This window comes from Pseudonocardia oceani (genome assembly GCF_019263585.2).
Classification (GTDB): Bacteria; Actinomycetota; Actinomycetes; order Mycobacteriales; family Pseudonocardiaceae; genus Pseudonocardia; species Pseudonocardia oceani.
This window is the reverse complement of the sequence record NZ_JADQDF010000001.1, coordinates 1,324,123-1,349,041: the sequence shown is the minus strand read 5'-3', so window position 1 is coordinate 1,349,041 and position 24,919 is coordinate 1,324,123. Positions and strand designations below refer to the sequence as shown.

At 75.6% G+C, this 24,919-nt stretch carries 21 protein-coding genes; 13 read left to right on the top strand and 8 right to left on the bottom strand.

Annotated features, from left to right (window positions below; all coding sequences use genetic code 11):
- Positions 1-35: 35 nt before the first annotated feature.
- Positions 36-851, bottom strand: a complete 816-nt coding sequence (locus I4I82_RS06720) for a class I SAM-dependent methyltransferase (RefSeq protein ID WP_218595477.1) — start codon at positions 849-851, stop codon at positions 36-38.
- A gap of 109 nt (positions 852-960) precedes the next feature.
- On the opposite strand from I4I82_RS06720, the gene I4I82_RS06715 reads away from it, so the two are divergent.
- The 11 genes from I4I82_RS06715 to I4I82_RS06665 all read left to right on the top strand — a co-directional run bounded on the left by I4I82_RS06715 (position 961) and on the right by I4I82_RS06665 (position 15,616).
- Positions 961-2,904: a TIGR03960 family B12-binding radical SAM protein gene (locus tag I4I82_RS06715; protein WP_218595476.1), complete on the top strand. Its 1,944-nt coding sequence runs from the start codon at positions 961-963 to the stop codon at positions 2,902-2,904.
- Positions 2,905-2,912: 8 nt separating this feature from the next.
- Positions 2,913-3,434 (top strand): GNAT family N-acetyltransferase, encoded by a 522-nt coding sequence (locus I4I82_RS06710; protein WP_226369912.1) that lies wholly within the window; start codon positions 2,913-2,915, stop codon positions 3,432-3,434.
- A gap of 9 nt (positions 3,435-3,443) precedes the next feature.
- Positions 3,444-4,226, top strand: a complete 783-nt coding sequence (locus I4I82_RS06705) for a TIGR03936 family radical SAM-associated protein (protein WP_218593375.1) — start codon at positions 3,444-3,446, stop codon at positions 4,224-4,226.
- 126 nt (positions 4,227-4,352) lie between these two features.
- Positions 4,353-7,829 (top strand): translation initiation factor IF-2 N-terminal domain-containing protein, encoded by a 3,477-nt coding sequence (locus tag I4I82_RS06700; protein WP_225920532.1) that lies wholly within the window; start codon positions 4,353-4,355, stop codon positions 7,827-7,829.
- 122 nt (positions 7,830-7,951) lie between these two features.
- Positions 7,952-8,260, top strand: a complete 309-nt coding sequence (gene rplU / locus I4I82_RS06695; RefSeq protein WP_218595475.1) for a 50S ribosomal protein L21 — start codon at positions 7,952-7,954, stop codon at positions 8,258-8,260.
- A 13-nt stretch (positions 8,261-8,273) separates the two neighbouring features.
- Positions 8,274-8,531, top strand: coding sequence for a 50S ribosomal protein L27 (gene rpmA, locus I4I82_RS06690; protein ID WP_172159459.1), 258 nt, complete (start codon positions 8,274-8,276; stop codon positions 8,529-8,531).
- Between the two features lie 82 nt (positions 8,532-8,613).
- Positions 8,614-10,188 (top strand): GTPase ObgE, encoded by a 1,575-nt coding sequence (obgE, locus tag I4I82_RS06685; protein ID WP_218595474.1) that lies wholly within the window; start codon positions 8,614-8,616, stop codon positions 10,186-10,188.
- On the top strand, positions 10,185-11,312 hold the full coding sequence (gene proB / locus I4I82_RS06680; protein WP_218594654.1) for a glutamate 5-kinase: 1,128 nt from the start codon (positions 10,185-10,187) through the stop codon (positions 11,310-11,312). Before obgE ends, proB begins: the two co-directional genes overlap by 4 nt.
- Positions 11,313-11,383: 71 nt before the next feature.
- Positions 11,384-13,252: an ATP-binding protein gene (locus tag I4I82_RS06675; RefSeq protein ID WP_218595473.1), complete on the top strand. Its 1,869-nt coding sequence runs from the start codon at positions 11,384-11,386 to the stop codon at positions 13,250-13,252.
- Between the two features lie 87 nt (positions 13,253-13,339).
- A complete protein-coding gene (locus I4I82_RS06670) occupies positions 13,340-14,395 on the top strand; it encodes a class I SAM-dependent methyltransferase (RefSeq protein WP_218595472.1) in 1,056 nt (351 codons plus the stop codon).
- Positions 14,396-14,434: 39 nt separating this feature from the next.
- Positions 14,435-15,616, top strand: a complete 1,182-nt coding sequence (locus I4I82_RS06665; RefSeq protein WP_226369911.1) for a methyltransferase domain-containing protein — start codon at positions 14,435-14,437, stop codon at positions 15,614-15,616.
- 326 nt (positions 15,617-15,942) lie between these two features.
- Here the strand turns inward: I4I82_RS06665 and I4I82_RS06660 are convergent, their stop codons facing one another.
- From I4I82_RS06660 to I4I82_RS06645, 4 genes are all read right to left on the bottom strand, one after another.
- On the bottom strand, positions 15,943-16,092 hold the full coding sequence (locus I4I82_RS06660) for a hypothetical protein (RefSeq protein WP_218595471.1): 150 nt from the start codon (positions 16,090-16,092) through the stop codon (positions 15,943-15,945).
- A 286-nt stretch (positions 16,093-16,378) separates the two neighbouring features.
- Positions 16,379-16,810, bottom strand: coding sequence for a nitroreductase/quinone reductase family protein (locus I4I82_RS06655; protein WP_218595470.1), 432 nt, complete (start codon positions 16,808-16,810; stop codon positions 16,379-16,381).
- Positions 16,811-16,838: 28 nt separating this feature from the next.
- Positions 16,839-18,134: an acyl-CoA dehydrogenase family protein gene (locus I4I82_RS06650; RefSeq protein ID WP_218591292.1), complete on the bottom strand. Its 1,296-nt coding sequence runs from the start codon at positions 18,132-18,134 to the stop codon at positions 16,839-16,841.
- A 10-nt stretch (positions 18,135-18,144) separates the two neighbouring features.
- Positions 18,145-19,794 carry a PucR family transcriptional regulator gene (locus tag I4I82_RS06645; protein WP_218595469.1) on the bottom strand — a complete coding sequence of 550 codons (1,650 nt, stop codon included), beginning with the start codon at positions 19,792-19,794 and terminating at the stop codon, positions 18,145-18,147.
- A gap of 116 nt (positions 19,795-19,910) precedes the next feature.
- On the opposite strand from I4I82_RS06645, the gene I4I82_RS06640 reads away from it, so the two are divergent.
- Both I4I82_RS06640 and I4I82_RS06635 read left to right on the top strand, forming a co-directional pair.
- Positions 19,911-21,002 (top strand): LLM class flavin-dependent oxidoreductase, encoded by a 1,092-nt coding sequence (locus I4I82_RS06640; RefSeq protein WP_218591294.1) that lies wholly within the window; start codon positions 19,911-19,913, stop codon positions 21,000-21,002.
- A 101-nt stretch (positions 21,003-21,103) separates the two neighbouring features.
- The gene (locus I4I82_RS06635; RefSeq protein ID WP_218591295.1) at positions 21,104-21,712 is read left to right on the top strand and encodes a TetR/AcrR family transcriptional regulator; all 609 of its coding nucleotides are present in this window, start codon (positions 21,104-21,106) and stop codon (positions 21,710-21,712) included.
- On the opposite strand, the gene I4I82_RS06630 is transcribed toward I4I82_RS06635, so the two are convergent.
- The 3 genes from I4I82_RS06630 to I4I82_RS06620 are packed head-to-tail and all read right to left on the bottom strand — an operon-like array spanning position 21,702 to position 24,846.
- On the bottom strand, positions 21,702-22,451 hold the full coding sequence (locus tag I4I82_RS06630; protein WP_225920531.1) for an SDR family NAD(P)-dependent oxidoreductase: 750 nt from the start codon (positions 22,449-22,451) through the stop codon (positions 21,702-21,704). The genes I4I82_RS06635 and I4I82_RS06630 overlap by 11 nt on opposite strands.
- 1 nt (position 22,452) lies before the next feature.
- Complete coding sequence (locus I4I82_RS06625; protein WP_218595468.1) at positions 22,453-23,262, bottom strand: alpha/beta fold hydrolase; 810 nt, start codon at positions 23,260-23,262, stop codon at positions 22,453-22,455.
- A gap of 48 nt (positions 23,263-23,310) precedes the next feature.
- Complete coding sequence (locus tag I4I82_RS06620) at positions 23,311-24,846, bottom strand: long-chain-fatty-acid--CoA ligase (protein ID WP_218591297.1); 1,536 nt, start codon at positions 24,844-24,846, stop codon at positions 23,311-23,313.
- Positions 24,847-24,919: the final 73 nt, after the last annotated feature.

Genomic DNA, 24,919 nt, shown 5'->3' with positions numbered 1-24,919 from the left:
GCCTCCGAAGGTGCTCGCCGCACGGTACTCCCGATTCAGGCCCGGATGGCGGTGACCAGCAGGAACTCCGCCTCCCATGCTCCGTCCGACCGGGTCTCCTCCAGCATCCGGAGGAACGCGGCGTCGAGCTCGGCCGCCCGGTCGGCGTCGAGGCCGCGGTAGACGGCGATGGTGGGCCCGTAGTTCTGCTTCCACCACTCGCGGAACGCCTCCGGGGAGTCGGAGACGGCGAAGCTCGTGGTGCGCCGCTGCGCCCGCAGCTCGCGCACACCGTCGCCGAACAGCGTCCGCAGGTGGTCCTCGCTGCCCCACAGCGGAGCGGGCGAGGCTCCGGGCGGGGGCGCGGGCGCGAACGGCTTCATCGTCGCGAACAGCCGCCCGACGAAGCCCTCGGGCGTCCAGCTGAGCAGGCCGATCGTGCCGCCGGGCCGGCACACGCGCAGCAGCTCGGCGGACGAGCTCTCGTGGAAGGGCGCGAACATGATGCCGACGCAGGACAGCACGGTGTCGAACTCGCCGGTCTCGAACGGCAGCGCGTGGGCGTCGGCCTCGACCCACTGCAGGTGCGCCCCGCGCCCGGCGGCGATCCGCTCGCCCGCGGCCAGCAGCTCGGGGGTGAGGTCGGAGGCGACGACGTCGGCGCCGGTGAGCGCGGCCGGGATCGCGGCGTTGCCGGTGCCCGCGCCGATGTCGAGGACGCGCTGGCCCGCCGTGACCCCGGCGGCCTCGACGAGCGTCGCCCCGAGGTCGGGGATGAGGTCGGCGGCGACGGCCGGGTAGTCGCCGGACGCCCACAGGGCCCGGTGCCTGGTGCCGATGGCGGACAGGTCAGGGGTGGTGGTCGTGTTCATGGGCCCACCGTGGTGGCCGGGCGTGTGCGGGAGCGTGTGCGTCCTGCGGAGGACGTGCAGGGTCGTGCGGGGGCGTGCGCGCCGGGACCGGGGGCTACCCTGGGGCAGCGTGACTGCCGCGTCCGTGTTCCCTGACCTCGAAGCCCTGCTCCCGCGCGTCTCCAAGCCCGTCCAGTACGTGGGCGGCGAGCTCAACGCGCAGCTGAAGGACTGGGACGCCGCCGACGTGCGGTGGGCGCTCATGTACCCCGACGCGTACGAGGTGGGGCTGCCCAACCAGGGCGTCCAGATCCTCTACGAGGTCCTCAACGAGCGGGTCGACGCCCTCGCCGAGCGCTGCTACTCCGTGTGGCCCGACCTCGAGGCGCTGATGCGCGAGCACGGCGTCCCCGCGTTCACCGTCGACGGCCACCGCCCGCTGGGCGCGTTCGACCTGCTCGGCGTCAGCTTCTCCACCGAGCTCGGCTACACCAACCTGCTCACCGCGCTCGACCTCGCGCACATCCCGCTGCACGCGGCCGACCGCGACGAGACCCACCCCGTGGTCGTCGCGGGCGGGCACGCGGCGTTCAACCCGGAGCCGGTCTCGCGCTTCGTCGACGTCGCGGCGATCGGCGACGGCGAGGAGGTCGTCGGCGACATCACCGACGTCGTCCGCGACTGGAAGGCCGAGGGCCGCCCGGGTGGCCGCCGCGAGCTGCTGCTGCGCCTGGCGGCCACCGACGGCTGCTACGTGCCCTCGCTCTACGAGGTCACCTACGGTGAGGACGGCGGGATCGCCGCGGTCGAGCCGGTCGACGCGCGGGTGCCGCGCACGGTCACCAAGCGCACCACCACCGAGCTCGACGAGTGGCCCTACCCGAAGGCGCCGCTCGTGCCGCTGGCCGAGACCGTGCACGAGCGCGCGTCGGTCGAGATCTTCCGCGGCTGCACCCGCGGCTGCCGGTTCTGCCAGGCCGGGATGATCACGCGGCCGGTGCGGGAGCGGTCGCTGGAGGGCATCGGCAGGATGGTCGACGCCTCCGTGCGCGCGAGCGGCTTCGACGAGGTCGGGCTGCTGTCGCTGAGCAGCGCCGACCACTCCGAGATCGCCGAGATCACGAAGGGCCTCGCCGACCGCTACGAGGGCACCAACACCTCGCTGTCGCTGCCGAGCACCCGCGTCGACGCGTTCAACATCGACCTGGCCAACGAGATCAGCCGCAACGGCCGCCGCTCCGGGCTCACCTTCGCCCCCGAGGGCGGCTCCGAGCGCATCCGCCGCGTGATCAACAAGATGGTGTCGGAGGAGGACCTGATCCGCACCGTCTCCGAGGCGTTCGCCCAGGGCTGGCGGCAGGTGAAGCTGTACTTCATGTGCGGGCTGCCCACCGAGGAGGACGAGGACGTCCTGGAGATCGCGGGCATGGCGCACCGCGTGATCAAGGCCGGGCGCGCGGCGTCGGGGCGCAACGACGTCCGCTGCACCATCTCCATCGGCGGGTTCGTGCCCAAGCCACACACCCCGTTCCAGTGGGCCGCGCAGGCCCACCCCGACGTCGTCGACGACCGGCTGCGCAAGCTCCGCGCCGCCGTCAACGCCGACCGCAAGATCGGCCGCAACATCGGCATGCGCTACCACGACGGGCAGCCCTCGCTGGTCGAGGGACTGCTGGCCCGGGGCGACCGGCGCGTCGGCGCGGTCATCGAGCGGGTGTGGCGCGAGGGCGGCCGGTTCGACGGCTGGAGCGAGCACTTCTCCTACGAGCGCTGGATGACGGCGGCGGCCGCGGAGCTCGAACCGCTCGGCGTCTCCGTCGACTGGTACACGACCCGCGAGCGCGGCCGCGACGAGGTCCTGCCCTGGGACCACCTCGACTCCGGCCTCGAGCGCGACTGGCTGTGGGACGACTGGCAGGACGCGCTGGCCGGCCGCGAGCAGGACGACTGCCGCTGGACGCCGTGCTTCGACTGCGGCGTGTGCCCCTCGACCGGCACCGACATCGAGGTGGGCCCCAGCGGCACCACCCTGCTCCCGCTGACCGTCGTCAACCCGCTCACGCAGAACCGCTGACCTCCGGGGTGGCGGACCGACCGGACTTCACGGTCCGCGTCGCCGACGAGCGCGACGTCGTCGCGCTGGCCCGGCTCCGGCGCGCCTGGCTGGAGGAGCGGTTGGGCCGAACCGTCGACGACCCGTCGTTCGAGCCGGCGTTCGCGCAGTGGTGGCGCTCGGAGCTGCCGCGGCGGACGTTCTGGATCGCCGAGACGGGCACGGAGCGCACCGGGTTCACCGCGGTGGGCTCGCTCAACGTCGTCGAGATCGTGCACATGCCGCGCCCGGGTGCGCGCGGGGGAGCGATCGGGCACGTCGGCAACGCGTTCGTCATCGCCTCCTGGGCCGACCGCGGGGTGCCCCGCGCGCTGCTCGCCCGCGCCGTCGCGCACGCCCGGGAGCGCCGCTACCGCCGCCTCGTGCTCGCGCCGACACCGGGCAGCGCGCCCTTCTACCGGCGCGCGGGGTTCGCCCCGGCGGGCGAGACGCTCCTGGTCCTGGGCCCGGAGTCCGCGGCGCCCGCCGAGCCGCGCGAGCGCGGTCAGTAGGCTGCGCCCATGGCCCGAGTGAAGGCGGGGGAGGCGGCGAACCCCGCCCCACCCACGGTGCAGCGGATCCGCATCCGGTTCGCCAAGCGCGGGCGGCTGCGGTTCCTGTCCCACCGCGACGTCGCGCGCTCGGTCGAGCGGGCCGTGCGCCGCGCGGGCGTCCCCGTCGCGCACTCCCACGGCTTCAGCCCGCACCCGCGGCTGTCCTGGGTCGGCGCCGCCCCCACCGGAACGGCCAGCGAGGCCGAGTACCTGGAGATCGGGCTGACCTCGCCCGTCGAGCCCGCGGCGCTGGTCTCCGCGCTCGACGCGGCGCTGCCCGACGGCCTCGACATCCTCGACGCCGTCGTCGCCGAGGCCCCGTCGCTGCCCGACCGCATCGACGCGAGCCGCTGGGTCGTCGAGCTGCCCGGCGTCGACCCCGCCGAGCTGCGCGCCGCGGTCGACGCGCTGCTCGCCCTGGAGACGCTCGTCGTCGACCGCGTGATGCCCTCGGGACGCCGCCAGATCGACGTCCGGGCCGCCGTCGCGTCGGCGTCGGTGGACGTGACGTCGGACGACTCGGGCGCGAGCGCGACCGGAGGAGCGGGAGTCTGTGCGATACTGACCGCGGTCGTGCGGCAGACGACACCCGCCGTTCGGCCCGACGACGTGTTGGGTGCACTCGACGTTGTCGCAGGCCTCAGGCCTCCGGTCCCCGCGAAGGCGACCCGGATGGCTCAGGGACTGCTCGACGACCGGGGTGACCTCGCCGATCCGCTCGGTCCGCCCCGGGTCACCACCCAGGCCTGAGCGGCCCGGACGCCCACGCCGCCGAGCAGACCAGGATTGCTGCCCGCGCACCGCGCGGGGAGAGACGCACGTGGCCCCTGAGCGGCCGCCCCCTTCACCGGAGGCGCCCGGGGGCGGAGGAGCTCGATGTCTGACACCGCTGTACCCGAACTGCCCGAACTCCCCGACAAGATGCGGGTGCACGCGCTCGCCCGCCTGCTGGGCCGCACCAGCAAGGAGGTCCTGGCCGTCCTGGCCGACCTCGGGGTCGCGGCGCGCAGCCCGCAGTCCAGCATCGACCGCAAGGCCGCCGAGCAGGTGGTGTCGGCGCTGCAGCCCGCCGCCGTGGCGCCGGTGGCCGAGGTTCCCGCTCCCGCAGTGGAGAGCCCCGCGGTGGAGAGCCCGGCCGTCGAGGCGCCCGCCGACGCCCCCGCGCCCCGCACCCGCCGCCGTCGCGCCACGCGGGCGGCCGGTGCCGCCGCCGCGGACCCGCAGGCGCCCGCCGCGGCCGCTCCCGCCGAGACCGCTCCCGTCGAGCCGGCCGCTGCCGAGGCCGCTCCCGCCGAGCCGACGGCCGTCGAGGCCGCCCTCTCCGAGCTCTCCCTCTCCGACCTCGCCGACGCCGTCCCCGCCGCGTCCGGCGTGCCGGTGCCCGGTGTCGCGGTGCCGTTCGGCGGCGACGAGCCCGCCGCCCCCGCTCCCGCGGCCGAACCCTCCGCGCTCGCCCCGCTGTTCGCGCCGCCCGCTCCCCTGTTCCAGGCGCCCTCGCGGCCCACCCGCACCCGCCGCCGCCCGGCCGTGGAGGAGCCCGCCGCGGAGGCGGCCCCCGAGCCCGAGGTCGTGGCGCCCGCCGAGGCCGCGCCCGAGCCCGCGGACGAGACCGAGGCCGCGACCGCGTCCGAGGCGCCCGCCGGCGGGCCCGAGGGCGACGACGACGGGGACGACGGCGCCCGCCGCCGCCGTCGCCGGGGCCGTCGCGGCCGTGGCCGTGGCCGCGGTGCCGACGACGAGTCCGACGACGAGACCACCGACGCCGAGTCCGGCAGCGGCGACGCCGACGACGACGCCCCCGGCGACGCCGACCGGGCCGACGAGCAGTCGGGCGCCGACGGCTCCGGTTCCGTCGACGCCGAGGACCAGGACTCCGAGGACCAGAGCCCCGAGGACCAGGGCTCCGAGGACCAGGGCTCCGAGGACCAGGGCTCCGACGAGGACGGCGACGACGAGCGGGCCTCCGGGTCGCGCCGCCGCCGTCGCCGCCGCCGTCGCGGATCGGGCGACGACGCGGGCGACGAGTCCGACCCGCCCGGCACCGTCACGCGCATCCGCGCCCCCCGCGAGCGCTCGGAGCGCTCCGAGCGCGCCGACGACGTCGAGGGTGACGGCGTGCAGGGCGTCCGCGGGTCGACCCGCCTGGAGGCCAAGCGCCAGCGCCGCCGCGACGGCCGCGACGCCGGCCGCCGCCGCGTCCCGATCCTGTCCGAGGCCGAGTTCCTGGCGCGCCGCGAGGCCGTCGACCGGGTGATGGTCGCCCGCGAGCGCGGCGATCGCGTCGAGATCGGCGTCCTGGAGGACGGCGTCCTCGTCGAGCACTTCGTCGCCGGGCGCGACGGCGGCTCCATGGTCGGCAACATCTACCTCGGCCGCGTGCAGAACGTGCTGCCGTCGATGGAGGCTGCGTTCGTCGACATCGGCCGCGGCCGCAACGCCGTGCTCTACGCCGGCGAGGTCGACTGGGACGCCGCCGGTCTCGGCGGCAAGGCCCGGAAGATCGAACAGGCCCTGCACAGCGGCGACGCGGTGCTCGTCCAGGTCACCAAGGACCCCGTCGGGCACAAGGGTGCCCGCCTGACCACGCAGATCAGCCTGGCCGGCCGCTTCCTGGTCTACGTGCCCGGCGGCGGCGCCGCGGGGATCAGCCGCAAGCTGCCCGACGTCGAGCGCAAGCGGCTCAAGGACATGCTCAAGGAGATCGTCCCGCCCGAGGCCGGGGTGATCATCCGCACCGCGTCGGAGGGCGTCAGCCACGAGGCGCTGGAGCGCGACGTCCGCCGCCTGCAGGCGCAGTGGGAGGTCGTCGACGCCAAGGCGAAGGCCACCGGGCCCAGCAAGCCGAAGGCGCCGGTGCTGCTCTACGAGGAGCCCGACCTGCTGATCAAGGTCGTCCGCGACCAGTTCAACGAGGACTTCTCCCGCCTCGTGATCCAGGGCGACGACTCCTGGGACACGCTGCACAACTACATCGGCCACGTGGCGCCCGAGCTCGTCGACCGGATGCACCGGCACGTGGGCAGCAAGGACGTCTTCGCCGAGTACCGCATCGACGAGCAGCTGCTCAAGGCGCTGGACCGCAAGGTCTGGCTGCCCTCGGGCGGCACGCTGGTGATCGACCGCACCGAGGCCATGACGGTCATCGACGTCAACACCGGCAAGTACACCGGTTCCGGGGGCAACCTCGAGGAGACGGTCACGCGCAACAACCTGGAGTCGGCCGAGGAGATCGTCCGCCAGCTCCGGCTGCGCGACATCGGCGGCATCATCGTCATCGACTTCATCGACATGGTGCTCGAGGCCAACCGCGACCTCGTGCTGCGCCGGCTCACCGAGTGCCTCTCGCGCGACCGCACGCGCCACCAGGTCGCCGAGGTCACCTCGCTGGGCCTGGTGCAGATGACGCGCAAGCGCGTCGGCGGCGGCCTGCTGGAGCACTTCTCGACCACCTGCGAGCACTGCCGCGGGCGCGGGGTCCTCATCGACGCCGACCCGGCGCCGGAGAAGCTCGACGCCGGGCGCGAGCAGGCCCGTGCGGGCGAGGGCTCCGGCCGCCGCACCCGCGGGGGTCGCGGACGTCGCGACGAGGAGCGCAACGGCTCCGACCGCAACGGGCACGACGCGGCACCCTCGGACAGCGGCCGCAACGGGCACACCCGCAACGGCGTGGCCGAGGTGGCGGCGGCGTCGGCCGGTGCGGTCACCGGCGCGGTGTCCACGATCGCCGCGTCGTCGGCCACCGCCTCCCTGGACGTGGGCGCGCCCGCGGCCGCCCCGGAGCCCGAGACCACGGGCGTCGTCGCCGGGGGCGTCGAGGACGCCGTGGAGGAGGCCGTCGTCGAGCGGTCGGTGACGCGGAGCGAGCCCGCCGCCCCGCCCGTCGCAGCCGAGCCCGTCGCAGCCGAGCCCGTCGCGGCCGAGCCCGCGCCGGTCGCCGAGCCCGCACCCGTCACGCCCGCCCCGGCGGTGCTGACCGACGTCGACCCCGGCATCGGCGAGGAGGCCGGCCACCAGGCCCGGCCCGCCCGCCGCCGCGGCCGCGTCACCCGCACCGCGGGGGCCCCCACGGCCACCGCGGGCGACACCCCGGCCGCCGTGGTCCTCACGGTCCCGGCCACCCCGCCGAGCGCCCCGGAGGCGGCCCCGGCCGCCGCTCCGGTGGCCTCCCCGGTGGCCGCCCCGGCCCCGGCCCCGGTCGTGGAGCCCGCGCTCGCCGCGGTGCCCCCGCAGCCCGAGCCGGCCCCCGCCACGACCCGGGCGCGCCGCGCCCGGCGCACCGCGTCACGGCCGGCCGGACCGCCGCCCGCCGACGCGGGCACGACCGCGCAGACGGGTGGGGGAGACCCGGTTTGACCCCTGCGTGAGCCCTTCCGTACCCTGGGACCCCTGCGCCGCACTCCGTGCACCCTGCGAGTCGCGGCCCGCGGAGAGGTGACTCCCCGCTTCGTCCCCCGAGCTTCAGGAGCAGTGCGTCCATGTACGCGATCGTCAAGACCGGCGGCAAGCAGTACAAGGTGGCCGTCGACGACGTGCTCACCGTCGAGAAGATCGTCGGCAAGCCCGGCGCCGAGATCTCGTTCCCGGCTGTGCTCCTGGTCGACGGTGACGACGTCACCAGCGCCGCGGACGCGCTGGCCTCGGTGGCTGTGACGGCCACGGTCGTCGAGCACACCAAGGGCCCGAAGATCCGCATCCACAAGTTCAAGAACAAGACCGGGTACCACAAGCGTCAGGGGCACCGTCAGCCCCTGACGAAGGTCCAGGTCACCAAGATCTCGAAGTAGGGGAGACGCACTCATGGCACACAAGAAGGGTGCGTCCAGCTCCCGCAACGGCCGCGACTCGAACGCCCAGTACCTGGGCGTCAAGCGCTTCGGGGGCCAGGTCGTCAAGTCCGGCGAGATCCTGATCCGCCAGCGCGGCACGAAGTTCCACCCGGGCGTCAACGTCGGGCGGGGCGGCGACGACACGCTGTTCGCCCTCGCCGCCGGCGCCGTCGAGTTCGGCTACACGCGTGGCCGCAAGGTCATCAACATCGTGCCGGTCTCGGTCTGAGACCAGCACCACCACAGAGTTCCTGACGACGGCGGGCCGCCCTGGGGGTGGCCCGCCGTTCGTCTGTCGAAGGAGTAGGTCGATGTCGAGGTTCGTGGACCGCGTGGTGCTGCACGCCACGGCGGGGGCGGGCGGCAACGGCTGCGCCTCGGTGCACCGCGAGAAGTTCAAGCCGCTGGGCGGCCCCGACGGGGGCAACGGGGGGCGCGGCGGGTCGATCGTGCTCGTCGTCGACCCGGGGGTGCACACGCTGCTGGACTTCCACCACCGCCCGCACGCGCTCGGCCGCAACGGCAAGCAGGGCCAGGGCGGGTTCAAGATGGGCGCCAACGCCGAGGACATCGAGATGCTCGTCCCCGACGGCACCGTCGTGTTCTCCGAGGACGGCGAGATCGTCGCCGACCTGGTCGGACCGGGCACGCGCTTCGTGGCCGCCGAGGGCGGGCGGGGCGGGCTCGGCAACGCCGCGCTGTCCTCCAACGCGCGCAAGGCCCCCGGCTTCGCCCTGCTCGGCGAGCCCGGCGAGCAGCGCGACCTCGTGCTGGAGCTGCGCTCCATGGCCGACGTCGGCCTGGTCGGGTTCCCGTCCGCGGGCAAGTCGTCGCTGGTGGCGGCGCTGTCCGCGGCCCGGCCGAAGATCGCCGACTACCCGTTCACCACGCTCGTCCCGCAGCTCGGGGTCGTCACCGCGGGCTCCGAGGTGTTCACCGTCGCCGACGTGCCCGGCCTCATCCCCGGCGCCTCGCAGGGCCGTGGCCTGGGCCTGGACTTCCTGCGCCACATCGAGCGCTGCTCGGTGCTCGTGCACGTCGTCGACTGCGCCACGTTCGAGCCCGGCCGCGACCCGGCCGCCGACATCGAGGCGCTCGAGGCCGAGCTCGCGCAGTACACGCCCGCGCTCGGCGGGGAGCTGGCCGACCGGCCCCGGCTGATCGCCCTCAACAAGATCGACGTCCCGGACGCGGCCGACATGGCCGACATCGTGGCCGCCGACCTGAAGGAGCGGTTCGGCTGGCGGGTCCTCGCCATCTCCACGGCGACCCACGCCGGGCTGCGCGAGCTCACGTTCGCGATGGCGGAGGAGGTCGTGGCGTTCCGCGCCGCCCAGCCTGTCGTGGAGGCCACCCGGATCGTGCTGCGGCCCACCGCCGTCGACGACACCGGGTTCACGATCGAGCCCGACCCAGAGATCGAGGGCGGGTTCCTCGTGCTCGGCGCGCGGCCCGAGCGGTGGATCCGCCAGACGTCGTTCGACAACGACGAGGCCGTCGGCTACCTGGCCGACCGCCTCGCCCGCCTCGGCGTCGAGGAGGCCCTGGCCCGGGCCGGGGCGCACCGCGGCACGCCGGTCACGATCGGCGACGTCACGTTTGACTGGGAGCCCACCACCCCGGCCGGGGTCTCGGTCCTCATGTCCGGGCGCGGCACCGACCGCCGCCTGGAGATCGACGACCGCATCCCCGCCTCCGACCGCAAGGTGGCCCGCAACGCGCGCCGCCTGCACCGCACCGACGCGGAGCTGGCCGAGGAGCGCGCCGAGGCGGAGGCGGCCGACGAGCGCGACCGCCTGGCCGCCGCCGAGCGCGAGGACGCCTGGGACGAGGGCGTCTGGGACGACGCCCAGCCGGCCGAGGCCGCCCCGCCCCCCACCCGATGACGGGCGCCGCGCCCGCGCCGCGGGCGCTGCTGGGCGCGGCGCGGCGGGTCGTCGTCAAGGTGGGGTCGTCGTCGCTGACGTCGCTGTCGGGCGGGCTCGACCCCGCCCGGCTCGACCGGCTCGTCGACGCCCTCGCCGCCCGCCGCGGGGCCGGAAGCCAGGTCGTGCTGGTCTCCTCCGGGGCCATCGCGGCCGGGCTCGCCCCGCTCGGGCTGACCAAGCGCCCGCGCGACCTCGCCACGCAGCAGGCCGCGGCGGCCGTCGGCCAGCTCCTGCTCGCGCAGGCCTACGCGGCGTCGTTCGCCCGGCACGGCCGCGCGATCGGGCAGGTGCTGCTCACCGCCGACGACATGATCCGGCGCGCGCACTACCGCAACGCCCAGCGCACGCTGGAGCGCCTGCTCGGGCTCGACGTGCTGCCGGTCGTCAACGAGAACGACACCGTCGCCACCGACGAGATCCGCGTGGGCGACAACGACCGGCTCGCCGCGCTGGTCGCGCACCTGATCGGGGCCGACGCGCTCGTGCTGCTCTCCGACGTCGACGGGCTCTACGACGGTGACCCGCGCCGGGCGGGATCGTCGCTGATCCCCGAGGTCGGGGCGCCCGACGAGCTGGGCGCGGTGCGGATCGCCGCGCCCGGGCAGGGCGGCCTGGGCCGCGGCGGGATGGCCACGAAGATCACCGCGGCGGCGATGGCGTCGGCGTCGGGGATCCCGGTGCTGCTCGCCGCGGCCGAGGACGTCGCCGACGCGCTCGACCCGGCGGGCCCGAAGGTCGGCACCGCGTTCCGGCCGTCGGGGCGGCGGATGTCGGCGCGGAGGTTCTGGCTGCGCCACGCCGCCGACGTGCGCGGGCGCCTGGACCTCGACGAGGGCGCGGTCGCCGCGGTGATCGGCAAGCGCCGCTCGCTGCTCGCGGCCGGCATCCACGGCATCTCCGGCGACTTCGTGGCGGGCGACGTCGTCGACCTCGTGGGGGCCGACGGGGCCGTCGTGGCGCGCGGGGTGGTCGGGTTCGACGCCGTCGAGCTGCCCGCCCTGATCGGGCGCCGCAGCCGCGACCTGGCCCCGGAGCAGCGCCGGGAGGTCGTGCACGCCGACGACCTCGTTCCGCTGAACTGACCTGGAGGAACCCGTGGGGATGGGCCGTCCGGCCCTCCCGCCGCGGGTCCCGGCGTCGCTACCCTCTCGGGATGGGCGGGCCGACCGTCCGGCTGGCCGGGCCCGTCGCGGTGCTGCGGGACGGTGCTCCGGGCACGGGGACGGCAGTGTGCGGCCGGAAGGCGCGCACCCTGCTGGCGCTGCTGGCCGCCCGAGGGGGCGGGCCGGTGCCCGTCGACACGATCGTCGAGGTCCTCTGGCCGGCCGGTGCGCCCGGTCGGCCGGCGCGCGCGGTGGCCACGCTGGTGAGCCGGCTGCGGGCGGCGCTGGGGTCGGACGCGGTGCAGGGCGGCCCGCACGGCTACCGGCTGGGCCGACCGCCGGCGATCCACGTCGACGTCGACGAGGCGGCGCGGCTCGTGGGGGAGTGCCGCTCGCGTGGCGACCCTCGGCTGGCGGCCGCAGCCGGCCGGCGGGCGTGCGACCTGCTCGGCGACGGCCCGGCGCTGGCCGGTGAGTCCGACGCGGCGTGGGTCCGCGACGTCCGCAGCGGGCACGGCGCCCTCCTCCGCGCGGCGCGCCACGCCACCGCGCGGGCGCTGCTCGACGCCGCCGACCCCGTCGGGGCCGCCGGGATCGCCGCCGCGGCCGTCGCGGCCGACCGGTTCGACGAGACGGCGCACCGCCTGCTCATGGCCGCGCACCGCTCGGCGGGGGAGCCCGCGCGGGCGCTCGCGGAGTTCGAGCGGCTGCGCGCCGAACTGGCCGAGGAGTTGGGCGTCGACCCTGCCCCGGAGACCCGCGCGTTGCACCTCGCGGTGCTGGCCGACGCCCGTCCGGCCATCGCGCGCCGGGCCGCGGCGCCGACGTCGCGGCCGCTCCCGGGACGCTCGGGCGAGATCGCCGTGCTGACCCGGGCCTGGGCGGGCGCCACGGCGGGGGAGGGCGGCGTGGTGCTGGTCGTCGGAGAGGGCGGCATCGGCAAGACGCGGCTGGTGGCCGAGGTCGAGGCGGTCGTGCGGGCCACGGGCGGACAGGTCGTCGGCGCGCGCTGCTACCGCAGCGAGCGCCGGATGTTCCTGCAACCGCTGGTCGACGGGCTCGGCCCGGTGCTGGCGGCGCTGCCGGCCGCGCGGGTGCGGGAGCTCGCCGGTCCGCGGGCGGCCGCGCTGGCCGGGCTGTTCCCCGACCTGGCCGACGCGGTCGGCCCGCCCGCCGGTCCCGATCCGGCCGACGTCGTGGTGCGGCGCGCCTACGAGGCCGTGGCGGCGGCGCTGCGCGGGATGGCGGCGCTGCGCCCGACGCTGCTCGTGCTCGACGACCTGCACGACGCGGGGCACTCGACCGTCGAGTTCCTGCACTTCCTGGCCCGGCACCGCGGCCGCTCGCGCCTGCTGGTGCTCGCCACGCTGCGCCCGGAGGAGGGCTCGGCGGTGTGGGACGCCCTCGGGGGCCTCGTCGACCGGCTCGACCTGGGGCCGCTGCCCCCCGACGCGGTGGCGGTGCTGGCCGCTGCGGCCGGGCAGGGCGCGCGGGCGTCGGAGGTCCTGCGGCGCACCCACGGGCACACGCTGCTCGTCGTCGAGGAGCTGCGCGGGCGCGCGTCGGGGGAGCGCGGCGTGCCGGAGGCGGTGCGGACCGTCGTGCTCGCGCGCGCCCGGCGCCTGGGGGCCGGCGTCGAGGAGGTGCTGCGCGCCGGGGCGGTGCTGGGCGGCGTCGTCGACCCCCTCGTGCTGGCGGGGGTGCTCGGCGTCGCCCCGCACGTCGCGGCACGGAGGTGCCAGCGAGCCGCGGACGCGGGGCTGCTCGTGGCGGCCGGGCGCGCGTACGCGTTCGCGAACGAGCTGGTGCACGAGGTGGTGGCCGCGTCGGCGCCCCCGGGGGTGCGTGCCGCCGACCAGGCCGCCGCCCGCCGGCCCGCCCGACCCCGGGAGGTTGCAGCCCGCCTGCGACGGGGCTGAAACGCCCGGGCCCAGGGTGGCGCGCGGCGAGCGTGACCGGCGGATCGGTCCGCCCGGCGCGCCGCCCGGGAGGACGGGAGCGCCGGGATGGCCGTCGACGAGGGCAGGTTGATGGACCTGCTGGGGAAGTTCGTGGGGGACATGGGTGCGACGGCCGCCGCGGGCAGCGTGGTGGTCGGGCACCGGCTCGGCCTGTACGCGTCGCTCGCGCAGGGACCCGCGACACCGGAGGAGTTCGCCGGGCGCACCGGTTGCCACCCGCGCTACCTCACCGAGTGGCTGCGGGGCCAGGCGGCGAGCGGGTACGTCGAGTACGACGCCGCCACCGGCGCGTTCTCGATGACCGAGGAGCAGGCCTTCGCCCTGACCGACCCGAACGGCCCGGTGTACCTGCCCGGGGCGTTCGTGCTGGCGCTGGCGATGCTCCGGTCGGAACCGGCGATCACGCAGGCGTTCCGGACGGGCGAGGGCGTCGGCTGGCACGAGCACCACGAGGACCTGTTCGTCGGCACCGAGCTGTTCTTCCGGCCCGGCTACCTGGCGAACCTGACGACGAACTGGCTGCCGGCCCTCGACGGGGTCGTGGAGAAGCTCACAGCCGGGGCGGCCGTCGCCGACATCGGGTGCGGCCTCGGGGCGTCGACGGTGCTGCTCGCGCAGGCCTTCCCACGGGCGCGGGTGGTCGGTTCCGACTACCACGGCCCGTCGATCGAGCGGGCGCGCAAGGCCGCGGCCGAGGCGGGGGTGGCGTCGCGCGTGGGGTTCGAGGAGGCGTCCGCGCAGACGTTCACCGGCACCGGCTACGACCTCGTCACCTCCTTCGACTGCCTGCACGACATGGGCGACCCGGTCGGCGCGGCCCAGCACGTGCGCGGGGCGCTGGCCGCGGACGGCACGTGGATGGTGGTCGAGCCCGCGGCGGGCGACCGCGTGGAGGACAACCTCAACCCGGTGGGCCGGCTGTACTACTCGGGGTCCACGTTCCTGTGCGTCCCGAACGGGCTCTCACAGCCCGGCGGCTACGCGCTCGGCGCGCAGGCGGGCGAGGCCGCGATCCGCCGGGTCGCCACCGACGCCGGCTTCACCCGGTTCCGGCGCGCGGCCGAGACCCCGTTCAACCACGTCTACGAGATCCGGCCGTAGCGGGGTTGCGTGATCGGCGCGGCGCGGCACACTCAGCGGGTGCCCGCCGCCGAGGACGTCGCCCGCGCCGCTCTCGTCGCGCGCACCGCTCTCGTCGCGCGCACCGCTCTCGTGGACGCGCTGACGGCGTCCGGGCGCATCCGCAGCCCGGCCGTCGAGGACGCGTTCCGGTCGGTGCCCCGGCACCTGTTCCTGCCCGAGGCCACCGTCGACACGGCCTACGCCGACGACGCGATCGCGGTGCAGCGCGTCGAGGGGGTGGCGACGAGCTCGGCGTCGCAGCCGTCGATGGTGGCGATCATGCTCGAGCAGCTCGACCTCCGGCCGGGGATGCGCGTGCTGGAGATCGGCGCCGGCACGGGGTGGAACGCCGCGCTGATGGCGCGGATCGTGGGGCCGACCGGGGCGGTCACGACCGTCGACATCGACCCGCACCTCGTCGACTCCGCCGGGCGCCACCTCGCCGCGGCGGGTGTCACCGACGTGCGGCTGCGCAGCGGCGACGGGGTGCTCGGCGTCCCCGACGGCGCGCCCTACGACCGGATCGTGCTCACCGTCGGCAGCGACGACGTCTGGCCGGCCTGGGTCGAGCAGCTCGTGCCGGGCGGGCGGCTGCTGCTGCCGCTGGCCGTGCGCGGCACCCAGCTCTCGACCGCGTTCGACCTGGGCCCCGACGGCGTGCTGCGCAGCCACTCGGTGCGCAGCTGCGGGTTCATCCGGCTGCGCGGGCTGGGGGCGGTCGACGAGGGGGCGGTCGAGGTGCCCGGCGTCGGGTCGCTGCTGGTGCCCTCCGACGGCCCGGCGGTGGAGGCCGACGCGGTGGCCGCGGTGCTGGCCGACCCGCGCGGACCCTCCGGCCCTCCGGTCTCCCTGGGCCGCGCCGACCTGTGGGACGGGTTCGGCCTGTGGCTGGCGCTCACCGAACCGGGCGCGGGGCGCATGCTGCCCTCGACCGACGCGCCTGCGCTGGTGCTGGTGGGGGCCGCGGGCCTGGCCTCGGTGGTGCCCGGGCCGGACGCCCGGGTGCACGTGTTCGGCGCCGAGGGCGCGGACCTGGCCCGGCGGTTGGACGGGGCGCTGCGGGCGTGGACCGCGGCCGGTTCGCCGGGCGGCCCGGACTGGAGGGTGGCGGTGGTGCGGGCGGGGTCGGGTGATCCGCCGGAGGGGGTGCGGGTGGTGCGGACGGCGCACCACCACCTGCTGCTGGACCTGGTGCGGTAGGGCGCTGCTCCCCGGTCCCTGTTGCCCGGTCACTGTTGCCCGGTCCCTGTTGCAGGAAGGCCACCTTCAGGACGAAAACCGTCCACAAGGTGGCCTTGCTGCAGGTTCGGGGGGCGGGACCGGCGACGTCGGGCGGGTGCGTTCTGCGGAACGCGAGCCGGCCGGCCGGCCGGCCGATGCGATCACCCGACGGTCGGGCGTGCGAGCGAGGAAGATCGCGACGAGCCGCACTTCACGGTCGCGATGAGGACCGTGAGGTGCGGCGGGTGGTGATCACGGCGGTGGTGATCGTCGTCGGCCGCACACCACGGCTGCTCCGGCCGCCGTCAGGTGCGGTCCGCGGCGATCATGCACCCGCCGCTCGGCAGCACCGGGTCGAGCGTCGCGCCGACCGCCGATCCGTGTGTTCCGCGGAACGCCGCCGGGCGCACGCACTGCTGCTCCTGCTGCCCTGGGGCGCGATCGGCAGTGATCATGGTCGCGATTCGCCGGCCAGCAGGACACGACGGACGGGTCGGCGGAGATGGCGCCCGAGTGCGTTCCGCGGAACGCGGTTCGGCCGCCGGTGCGCGATCACCCACCGACTGCGCGGGCGAGGAGGATCGCGACGAGCCGCACAGCACTGTCGCGCTGAGGACCGTGAGGTGCGGTGAGTGGTGATCACGAGCCCGTCCCGCGTTGCAGGAAGGCCACCTTCACGACGAAAAGCGTCCACAAGGTGGCCTTGCTGCATGTTCGAGGAGGGTGGGGAGGGCGGGCGGGTCAGGCGCGCGGCTCCAGCACCACCAGCGGGATCTCGCGGTCGGTCCGCTTCTGGTAGCCGGCGTAGTTGCGGTACTTCCCCGCGATCTGCGGCCACATCCGCGCCCGCTCCTCCGGCGATGCGACGCGGGCCGTCATCGGGGTGCGGGGGCCGCCCTTGACCGAGACCTGCACCTCCGGCCGGGCGCGCAGGTTGTGGAACCAGGCGGGGTGGTGGTCGTCGCCGCCGCGCGACGCCACGACGACCGGGTGGCCGTCCTCGTGCAGCGGCACGGTGAGCATCACCGAGCGGGGCTCACCGGACCTGCGGCCCACGGTCGTCAGCTCCACCACGTCCATGCCCATCGCGTCGTACCCGACGCGCCCGCCGGTGACCTTCACCAGCAGGCGGTGCAGGGTGTTCATGGCCTTGAGCATGGAGTCCGACGGCATGCCCCGATCCTGTCAGAGACCGGCCACCTCAGAGCGCGGCCACCTCGTGCTCGAGCCGGGCGGCGACGTGGCGCCGGGCCGCCTCGGTGCGGGTGGGGAGGTGGCCGGAGCCGAAGAGCGGCTCGCCGGGTGCGACGTCGCGCAGCACCTGGCGCGCGAGGGTCTGGCGGTGGACCTCGGTGGGGCCGTCGGCGGTGGCCATCACCTGCGCGTCGACCATCATCGCCGAGAACGGCATCTCGTTGGAGATCCCCAGAGCGCCGTGCAGGTGCATCGCCCGCTGCACGACGTCGTGGTAGACCCGCGGCATCGCGACCTTCACCGCCGCGATGTCCTTGCGCACGGCCCGGTAGTCCTGGTGCTTGTCGATCAGCCACGCCGTGCGCAGCAGGAGCAGCCGGAACTGCTCGATGTCGATCCAGCTCTCGGCGATCTTGTCCTGCGTCGACTGCATCTCGGCCAGACGGCCGTGGCGGGTGGTGCGCGAGACCGCGCGCTCGGTCATGAGGTCGAACGCGCGGCGCATCTGCGCGATCGTCCGCATGCCGTGGTGGATGCGCCCGCCGCCCAGGCGCGTCTGCGCGATCGCGAACGCCTCACCGGGCTCGCCGAGCAGGTTCTCCGCCGGCACGCGCACGCCGGTGAAGCGCAGGTAGCCGTGGCTGGAGTGCTCGGGGGACTCGGTGCCGATCCCGGCGTCGCGGACGTTCACCAGCCCCGGGGTGCCGGCCGGCACGATGAACATCGACATGCTGCGGTGCGGCCCGGCCTCGGGGTTCGTGACGACCATGACCAGCAGGAACGCCGCGTGCCGGGCGTTGGAGGAGAACCACTTCTCGCCGTCGATCACCCACTCGTCGCCCTCGCGGACGGCGCGGGTCGTGAACAGCGTCGGGTCGGCGCCGGCGTGCGGCTCGGTCATCGAGTAGCACGAGGAGATCTCGCCGTCGAGCAGCGGCTGCAGGTAGCGGGCCTTCTGCTCCTCGGTGCCGTAACGGGCGAGGATCTCGGCGTTGCCCGAGTCGGGCGCCTGGCACCCGAACACCGACGGCGCCCAGCGCGAGCGCCCGAGCAGCTCGTTGAGCAGGGCCAGGCGCACCTGGCCGTAGCCCTGGCCGCCGAGCTCGGGGCGCAGGTGGCACGCCCACAGCCCGCGCTCGCGGACCTGGTCCTGCAGCGGGCGGACCAGCCGCCGCGCCCGCTCGTCGGTCTTGTCGTAGGGGTCGCCGAGCACCAGGTCGAGCGGCTCGACCTCGTCGCGCACGAAGGCGTCGACCCAGTCGAGGTCGCGCTGGTAGCCGGGCTCGGTCTCGAAGTCCCACATCGTCGCGACGCTAGGAGCGGGCGCCGCGGGCGGCAACCGCGCCGTCCGCGGCGGTTGTGGAGGTCTCCAGCCCCGCGCCCAGCCCCTCGACCTGGAAGGCGAGCTGCGCGGCGAGCAGGGTGTCGAACCGGCGCACGTCCATCCCCGTCACGTGCTCGATCCGCCCGAGCCGGTACCGCACGGTGTTCTCGTGGACGCCCAGCGCCTTCGCCGTCGCGCGGACCTGGGCGCCGCAGTCGAGGTAGCGGCGCAGGGTCTCGACGAGGTCGCCGCCGCCGGTCTCGTCGCTGCGCCGCAGCGGCCCGAGGCACTGCTCGGCGAAGCGCAGCGCGACGTCCGCGCGGTCGCCGTTGACGACGAGCCGCAGCGTCGACAGCTCGGTGACGGCGACGACGTCGGCGCGCCCGCCCAGCGCGTCGACGATCCGGTCGACCTCCCGGGTCTCCGCGAGCGCGGGCGGGAGGTCGGGCAGGTCGTGGCAGACGCCCGACACCACCGCCCGCCGGACGCCCGTGTGCCGGGCCACCGCGTCGAGGCCCGTCCGCAGGGCCGCGTGCACCCGCCGCAGCGCCGACGGGTCGGCGTCGGCGGGCAGCGCGACGAGCAGGACGACGTCGTCGGGCCCGGCGTGGGCCGGCGGCGGCCCGTCGAGGACGGGCGCCAGTGCGTCGGCGACGGCGTCGCGGCACGCGGCGGGGGAGCGGTGCGGCGCCACCGGCAGCCGGACGACGAGCTGCGGGCGCGCCAGGTCCAGGCCCACGTGCGCGGCGAGGCGGCGCAGGTCCTCGAGCGAGCGCGGGCTGCCGCCGCGGGAGCCCAGCAGCAGGTCGGCCAGCACGTCGTCGCGGGCGAGCGCGGCGGCCCGCAGCCGGCGCGCCTCGCCCAGCACCTGCAGCGACAGCAGCGTCGCAGCGTGCTCGGCGAGCGGCGTCTCGGCCGGGGCCAGGGGGCGGCCCATCTCGATCAGGTCGAGGTAGCCCGCGGTCGCGCCCTCGGCGACGAGCACCGCGACGAGGTGGCGGCGGGTGAGGCCGGACAGCGGGTGCGGCAGCAGCACCGTCGACTGCCGGTCGGGACCGAGCACATCGAGCTCCGCGGCCGTGGCGGCCGGCAGCGCGGGCGGCTCGGCCAGGCGCAGTGCGGGCGGCGCCGCCCAGGTGCGGACGCGCAGGTCGGGGCCGAGCAGGGCGACGGGCCGGCCGAGCAGCTCGGCCAGCAGCGCGACGACGTCCTCGGGCTCCGCGCCGGCGAGGACCGCGCGCGAGAGCTGCGCCGGGATCGAGCGCAGGGGATCGGCCGGGGAGGGCCGCGTGCACCGGCCGAGCGCCGCCTCCGCGAGCGCGACGGCGCCCGCCAGGTCGACCCCGTCGACGGGCCCGGGCACGAGCTCCAGCACCCCGCGGACCTCTCCGCCGACCCGCAGCGGCACCGCGAGCGCGCCCGCGTGCCGGGCGGTCGCGCGGTCACGGAGGGCGGCGCGCGCGGCGGGGGAGGCGCCGTCACCACCCGCGGACGCGCCTCCGCCCTCGGCGAGGAGCACGGCGCAGCGGGACAGGCCCAGGCGTTCGCGCACGGCCCCGACCAGGAACGACAGCACCGGGTCGGCCCCCGGTGACGGGGCTGCGGGCGCGACCGGTTCGACCGCCGTCGGGCTCGGCATCCGTCCGGTCACCTCCATCGGTGTGCTTGCCCCATGTGAGCAACAGCACTACCGTGACAGCCCTAACGATCGTTAGGCAACCCCCTGGGCTCGATCTGTCGGGAAAGGACACCCCCATGGACGTCGGTGTACTGCTGGTCTTCCAGAACTGGCACGAGAACCTCAGCGACGGCGAGATGTTCCGCCAGGAGGCCGAGCTGGGCGTGCTCGCCGAGGAGTACGGCTACGACTCCGTCTGGGCAGCCGAGCACCACTTCGACGACTACTCGATGTGCCCGGACAACCTGCAGCTGATGAGCTACCTCGCGGCGCGGACCAGCCGGATCAAGCTCGGCACGGGCGCGGTGATCCTGCCGTGGAACAACCCGCTGCGGGTCGTCGAGAAGGTCACGATGCTCGACATCCTGTCCGGCGGGCGCACACTGTTCGGGATGGGCCGCGGCCTCGCGAAGATGGAGTACGAGGGCTTCGGCGTCGACATGAACACCTCGCGCGACCGGTTCGACGAGGCCGCCGAGCTGATCATCCGCGGGCTGGAGAACGGCTACGTCGAGAACGACGGCCCGATCTACGTGCAGCCGCGGGTCGACGTCCGCCCCGGCCCGGAGGCGGGCACGCAGTGGGCCGACCGGATCTACGGCGTCGCGATGTCGCCGGACTCGGTGCCCGCCGTCGCCAAGCTCGGCGCCCGGATGATGACCTTCATGCAGTACCCGGCGGAGATGCACGTGCCGGCCATCGAGCGCTACCGCGAGGTCTACCGCGAGACCCACCACCGCGAGCCGGGCCCGATCCTCACGCAGGACTTCATCTACTGCCACGAGGACGCCGAGGTCGCCGAGCAGACCGCGCGCGACCACCTCAGCCGCTACTTCCTCTCCGTCATCAAGCACTACGACTTCGCCGGGGAGCACTGGCGCGAGACCAAGGGCTACGAGGCCTACCAGTCCGGCGCCGACATGATCCGCGAGGCGGGCATGGAGGCGGCCGGCGCGGGCTACGCCGACACCCAGATCTGGGGCACGCCCGAGCAGATCATCGAGAAGTACCGCCACCGCGTGGAGCTGTTCGGCGACCACCAGCCCAACGTCGCGCCCTCGTTCGCCGGGCTGCCGTTCGACAAGGTGCGCGCGAGCATGAAGCTCTTCGCCGAGAAGGTCGTGCCCGAGCTGCACAAGATGGGCGTCAAGACCGCGGTCCCGGCCTGACGGTCGCGGGACGGGCGGTGTCGCCGCCCGTCCCGGGGTGGGACCCTGGAACGCTCCCGGCGCGCCGGGTCCCGCCCGCACCACGACCGGAAGGACCGGTGATGACCACCGCCGAGCAGCGCGAGACGCCCCCGGCCCGCCGCGGCGGCGCCCGGCGCGCCGAGCTCGTCGCGCTGGCCAGCCGCCTGTTCCGCGAGCGCGGCTACCACGGCGTCGGCATGCGCACCCTCGCCGAGGCCGCCGACATGCAGGCCGCCTCGCTCTACCACCACTTCCGCAACAAGGAGGAGCTGCTCCTCGAGGCGATCTTCGTCGTCGACCGCGACCTGATCGTCGACCAGCTCCCGATCCTCGACGGCCCCGGCACGCACCGCGAGCGGCTCGTCCGGCTCGTGCGCGGGCACGTCCGCCACATCGCCGACAACCGCGACGCCTGGTGGGTCGCCTCGCGCGAGCTGCGGGCGCTCTCGCCCGACCGGTTCGACGAGGTGCAGGTCTACCGGCGCCGCTACCAGCACCGGATCGCGCAGCACCTGGCCGACGGCGCCCGCGCAGGCGAGTTCGACTGCGACGACCCGCGGCTGGTCAGCCTCGCGATCCTCGACATGATCAACGGGCTCAACGAGTGGTTCGACCCCGCCGGACGGCTCACCATCGACCAGATCGCCGACCGCTACGCCGTCCTCGCGGTGCGCCAGCTCAGTCCCTGAGAGGTTCCGTGCGGGGCCGCCCGGCCGGCGCGCCGAACGAGGCGAGCAGCCCGCCGTCGACGGCGACCGTCGAGCCCGTCATGTACGACGACCCCGCCACCGACCACACGACGTCGGCGATCTCCTCGGCCCGTGCGGGCCGCCCGAGCGGGATGCCGGCCATGATCCGCGCCTTCGCCGCGGGCGGGATGCCGTCGGTCATGTCGGTCTCCACGAACCCGGGCACGACCAGGTTGACCCGCACGCCGTCGCGCGCGAACTCCATCGCGAGCGTCTGCGTCAGCCCGGACAGCCCGGCCTTCGCCGAGCCGTAGGCGACGTCGCCCGCGAAGCCCCGCAACCCGACCACCGCCCCGATGTTGACGACCGACGCGCCCGCCGCCAGCAGCGGTCGCGCGGCCCGGACCACGGTGAACGCGCCCGTCAGGTTGGTGGCGAGCACCTCGTTCCAGGCCGCGTCGCCGACCTGCTCGATGAGCCCGCCGCGGTGCACCCCCGCCGAGTTCACGAGCACGTCGACCGAGCCGGTGCCCTCCCGCACCCGCGCGAACGCGGCCGCCACCGACTCCGGGTCGGCGACGTCGACGGGCACCGGCACGACCCGCCCCCCGGCCGGCCACTGCGCCCGCGCCGCCGACCGGGCCAGCACGTAGACCGCGTCGCCCGCGGCGAGCGCGCGGTCGACGACCGCTCGCCCGATCCCGCGGGATCCCCCCGTGACCACCCACGTGCGACCCATGTCAGTCCGGCAGCCCGCCGACGAAGGAGAGCAGCTCGGTGCGGTAGGTCTCGCCGTCCTCGGCGAACGGCGCGTGCCCGACCCCGCCGAACTCGACCAGCCGGGCGTCGCGGAAGAGCGTGCGGGAGGCGCTCACGCCGTCGAAGGACACGAACCCGTCCTCGCGCCCGCACAGCAGCAGCACCGGGCAGGGCAGCGCCGGCAGGATCTCCCGCTGGTCGATGCCGGCGAGGTCGCGCAGCGTGTCGTCGGCGCGGGGCCCGGACTCCATGAACTGCAGCCACATCGACTCGACGACGTCGGCCCCGACCGGCTTCACGCAGACCGCGCCCGCCACCGCCCGGAACGTCGATGCCCGGTCGGCCGCCAGCCCGGCGAGCACCCCCTCGACGTCGGCGGGCGTGCCGCCGTAGGGCCACCCCTCCGCCGAGGTGTAGCGCGGGGTGGCGCCACCGGTCAGCACCAGGCCGCTGATGTTCGAGCCCAGCCGGGACGCGGCCTCGGTGACGACCGCGCCGCCCAGCGACCAGCCGTTGAGCACGGGCGCGCGCAGCCCGAGGTGCTCGACGATCGCGACCACGTCGGAGGCGATCGCCGCGATCGAGGTGTCGGCGAAGTCCTTGTCCGACCGACCGCAGGCGCGGTGGTCGAGCGTCACCACCGCGTGGCCCGCGGCGCGCAGCGCGGGCAGCGTCGTGTCCCAGCAGCGCGAGGTCACGCCCCAGCCGTGCACGAGGACCACCGGGCGGCCCGCCCCCGCGTGGTGCTCGTAGTAGACGCGCTTGCCGTCCTCCACCTCGAGGAACGCCATGTCCTGCCTCCTTCGTCGTCCGTGCTCGGGTTCGTGATCGTGATCGGGTCAGGTGCGCCCGGCGTACCGGCTGCGCAGCCGCCGCTTGTCGGTCTTGCCCACGCTGGTCCGCGGCAGCGCGTCCACCACCACCACGTCCTCGGGCAGCCACCAGCGCGGGACCCGCTCCTCCAGCCGCGCGAGCAGCTCCGCCCCGGAGGCCTCCGCGCCCGCGCGCAGCACCGCGACCGCCAGCGGCCGCTCCTGCCAGCGGTGGTGCGGCACCGCCACCACCGCCGCGTCGGTGACGTCCGGGTCGGCCAGCAGCGCCTGCTCCAGGGCCACCGAGCTGATCCACTCGCCGCCGCTCTTGATGAGGTCCTTGGTGCGGTCGACGACGTGCAGCCGGCCCTGCTCGTCGATCGTCGCGACGTCGCCGGTGCGCAGCCAGCCGTCGTCGAAGCGGTCGGGAGCCTCGCCGAGGTAGTAGGACGTGGCCACCCACGGCCCGCGGACGTGCAGCTCCCCGACGGCGGTGCCGTCCCAGGGCAGCTCGTGCCCGGCGTCGTCGACGATCCGCCACCGCAGCCCGGGCAGGAGCCTGCCCTGCGTGCGCGTGTCGCGGTACCGCTCGTCGGCGTCCTCGATCGGCGCGGGCGGTCGCGTGAACGTCGCCATCGGCGAGATCTCGGTCATGCCCCAGCCCTGGAAGACCGGCACGCCGAGCTCGTCGAGTCCGCGGACCAGGTCGAGCGGGGGCGTCGAGCCGCCGAGCACCAGCGCCCGCAGGCTCGACAGGTCGCCGCCGTGGGTGCGGACGCGGTCGAGCAGGTCGACGGCGACGGTCGGCACCATCCCGACGTAGGTGACGCGCTCGCGTTCGATGATGTCGGCGATCTGCGCGACGCTCGGGTGCGGGCCGGGCAGCACCTGCGCGGCGCCGGCCATCGTCGCCGCGAACGGCACGCCCCAGCCGTTGGCGTGGAACAGCGGCACGACGTGCAGGACCGTGTCGCGCGCGGAGATCGCGTGGCCGTCGGCGAGGCAGGCGGCGAAGGTGTGCAGGACGAGCCCGCGGTGGGTGTAGCCGACGCCCTTGGGCCGGCCCGTGGTGCCGGAGGTGTAGCAGAGCACCGCGAGGTCGTGCTCGGAGCGCGGCGGCGGCTCGGTGAGCTCGGGCCCGGCCGCGACCAGCGCCTCGTAGGCGTCGCCGGTGTCGATGACGCCCAGCTCGGGGTGCACGCCGTCGAGCAGGTGCACGAGGTCGGGGTCGGCCAGGATCAGCCGGTCGTCGGCGTGGCCCGCGATGTAGGCGATCTCCTCGGCGGACAGGCGCAGGTTGAGCGTGTGCAGGACGGCGCCGACCAGCGGCACCGCCGCGTACAGCTCGAGGTGGCGGTGGTGGTTCCACGACAGGCTCGCCACGCGGTCGCCCGGCCGGACCCCGAGCGCGCGCAGCGCCCCGGCCAGTCGCGAGACCCGCGCGGCGTAGGCGCCGTAGTCGTAGCGCACGACCTCGGCGCCGTCGTCATAACCGACGATCGGGCGGCGCGGGTGGTGGCGCCGCGCGCGCTCCAGGAAGTCGGTGACCAGCAGCTCGGTCACGCCCACTCCTCGCTGACGCTCGTCGTAGGCGCGCCCGGCGGTGCTGCGCCGAACGGTGACCTCGCAGGCTCGG

Bases quoted from the DNA above. Each gene is read 5' to 3' on its own strand.
- I4I82_RS06640 (WP_218591294.1), top strand. From the start codon at position 19,911: ATGGACGTCGGTGTACTGCTGGTCTTCCAGAACTGGCACGAGAACCTC.
- I4I82_RS06670 (WP_218595472.1), top strand. From the start codon at position 13,340: ATGGCCGTCGACGAGGGCAGGTTGATGGACCTGCTGGGGAAGTTCGTG.
- I4I82_RS06660 (WP_218595471.1), bottom strand. From the start codon at position 16,092: ATGATCACTGCCGATCGCGCCCCAGGGCAGCAGGAGCAGCAGTGCGTG.
- proB (WP_218594654.1), top strand. From the start codon at position 10,185: ATGACGGGCGCCGCGCCCGCGCCGCGGGCGCTGCTGGGCGCGGCGCGG.
- I4I82_RS06625 (WP_218595468.1), bottom strand. From the start codon at position 23,262: ATGGCGTTCCTCGAGGTGGAGGACGGCAAGCGCGTCTACTACGAGCAC.
- I4I82_RS06630 (WP_225920531.1), bottom strand. From the start codon at position 22,451: ATGGGTCGCACGTGGGTGGTCACGGGGGGATCCCGCGGGATCGGGCGA.
- I4I82_RS06635 (WP_218591295.1), top strand. From the start codon at position 21,104: ATGACCACCGCCGAGCAGCGCGAGACGCCCCCGGCCCGCCGCGGCGGC.
- I4I82_RS06700 (WP_225920532.1), top strand. From the start codon at position 4,353: ATGTCTGACACCGCTGTACCCGAACTGCCCGAACTCCCCGACAAGATG.
- obgE (WP_218595474.1), top strand. From the start codon at position 8,614: ATGTCGAGGTTCGTGGACCGCGTGGTGCTGCACGCCACGGCGGGGGCG.
- I4I82_RS06645 (WP_218595469.1), bottom strand. From the start codon at position 19,794: ATGCCGAGCCCGACGGCGGTCGAACCGGTCGCGCCCGCAGCCCCGTCA.
- I4I82_RS06655 (WP_218595470.1), bottom strand. From the start codon at position 16,810: ATGCCGTCGGACTCCATGCTCAAGGCCATGAACACCCTGCACCGCCTG.
- I4I82_RS06705 (WP_218593375.1), top strand. From the start codon at position 3,444: ATGGCCCGAGTGAAGGCGGGGGAGGCGGCGAACCCCGCCCCACCCACG.
- rpmA (WP_172159459.1), top strand. From the start codon at position 8,274: ATGGCACACAAGAAGGGTGCGTCCAGCTCCCGCAACGGCCGCGACTCG.
- I4I82_RS06650 (WP_218591292.1), bottom strand. From the start codon at position 18,134: ATGTGGGACTTCGAGACCGAGCCCGGCTACCAGCGCGACCTCGACTGG.
- I4I82_RS06720 (WP_218595477.1), bottom strand. From the start codon at position 851: ATGAACACGACCACCACCCCTGACCTGTCCGCCATCGGCACCAGGCAC.
- I4I82_RS06675 (WP_218595473.1), top strand. From the start codon at position 11,384: ATGGGCGGGCCGACCGTCCGGCTGGCCGGGCCCGTCGCGGTGCTGCGG.
- rplU (WP_218595475.1), top strand. From the start codon at position 7,952: ATGTACGCGATCGTCAAGACCGGCGGCAAGCAGTACAAGGTGGCCGTC.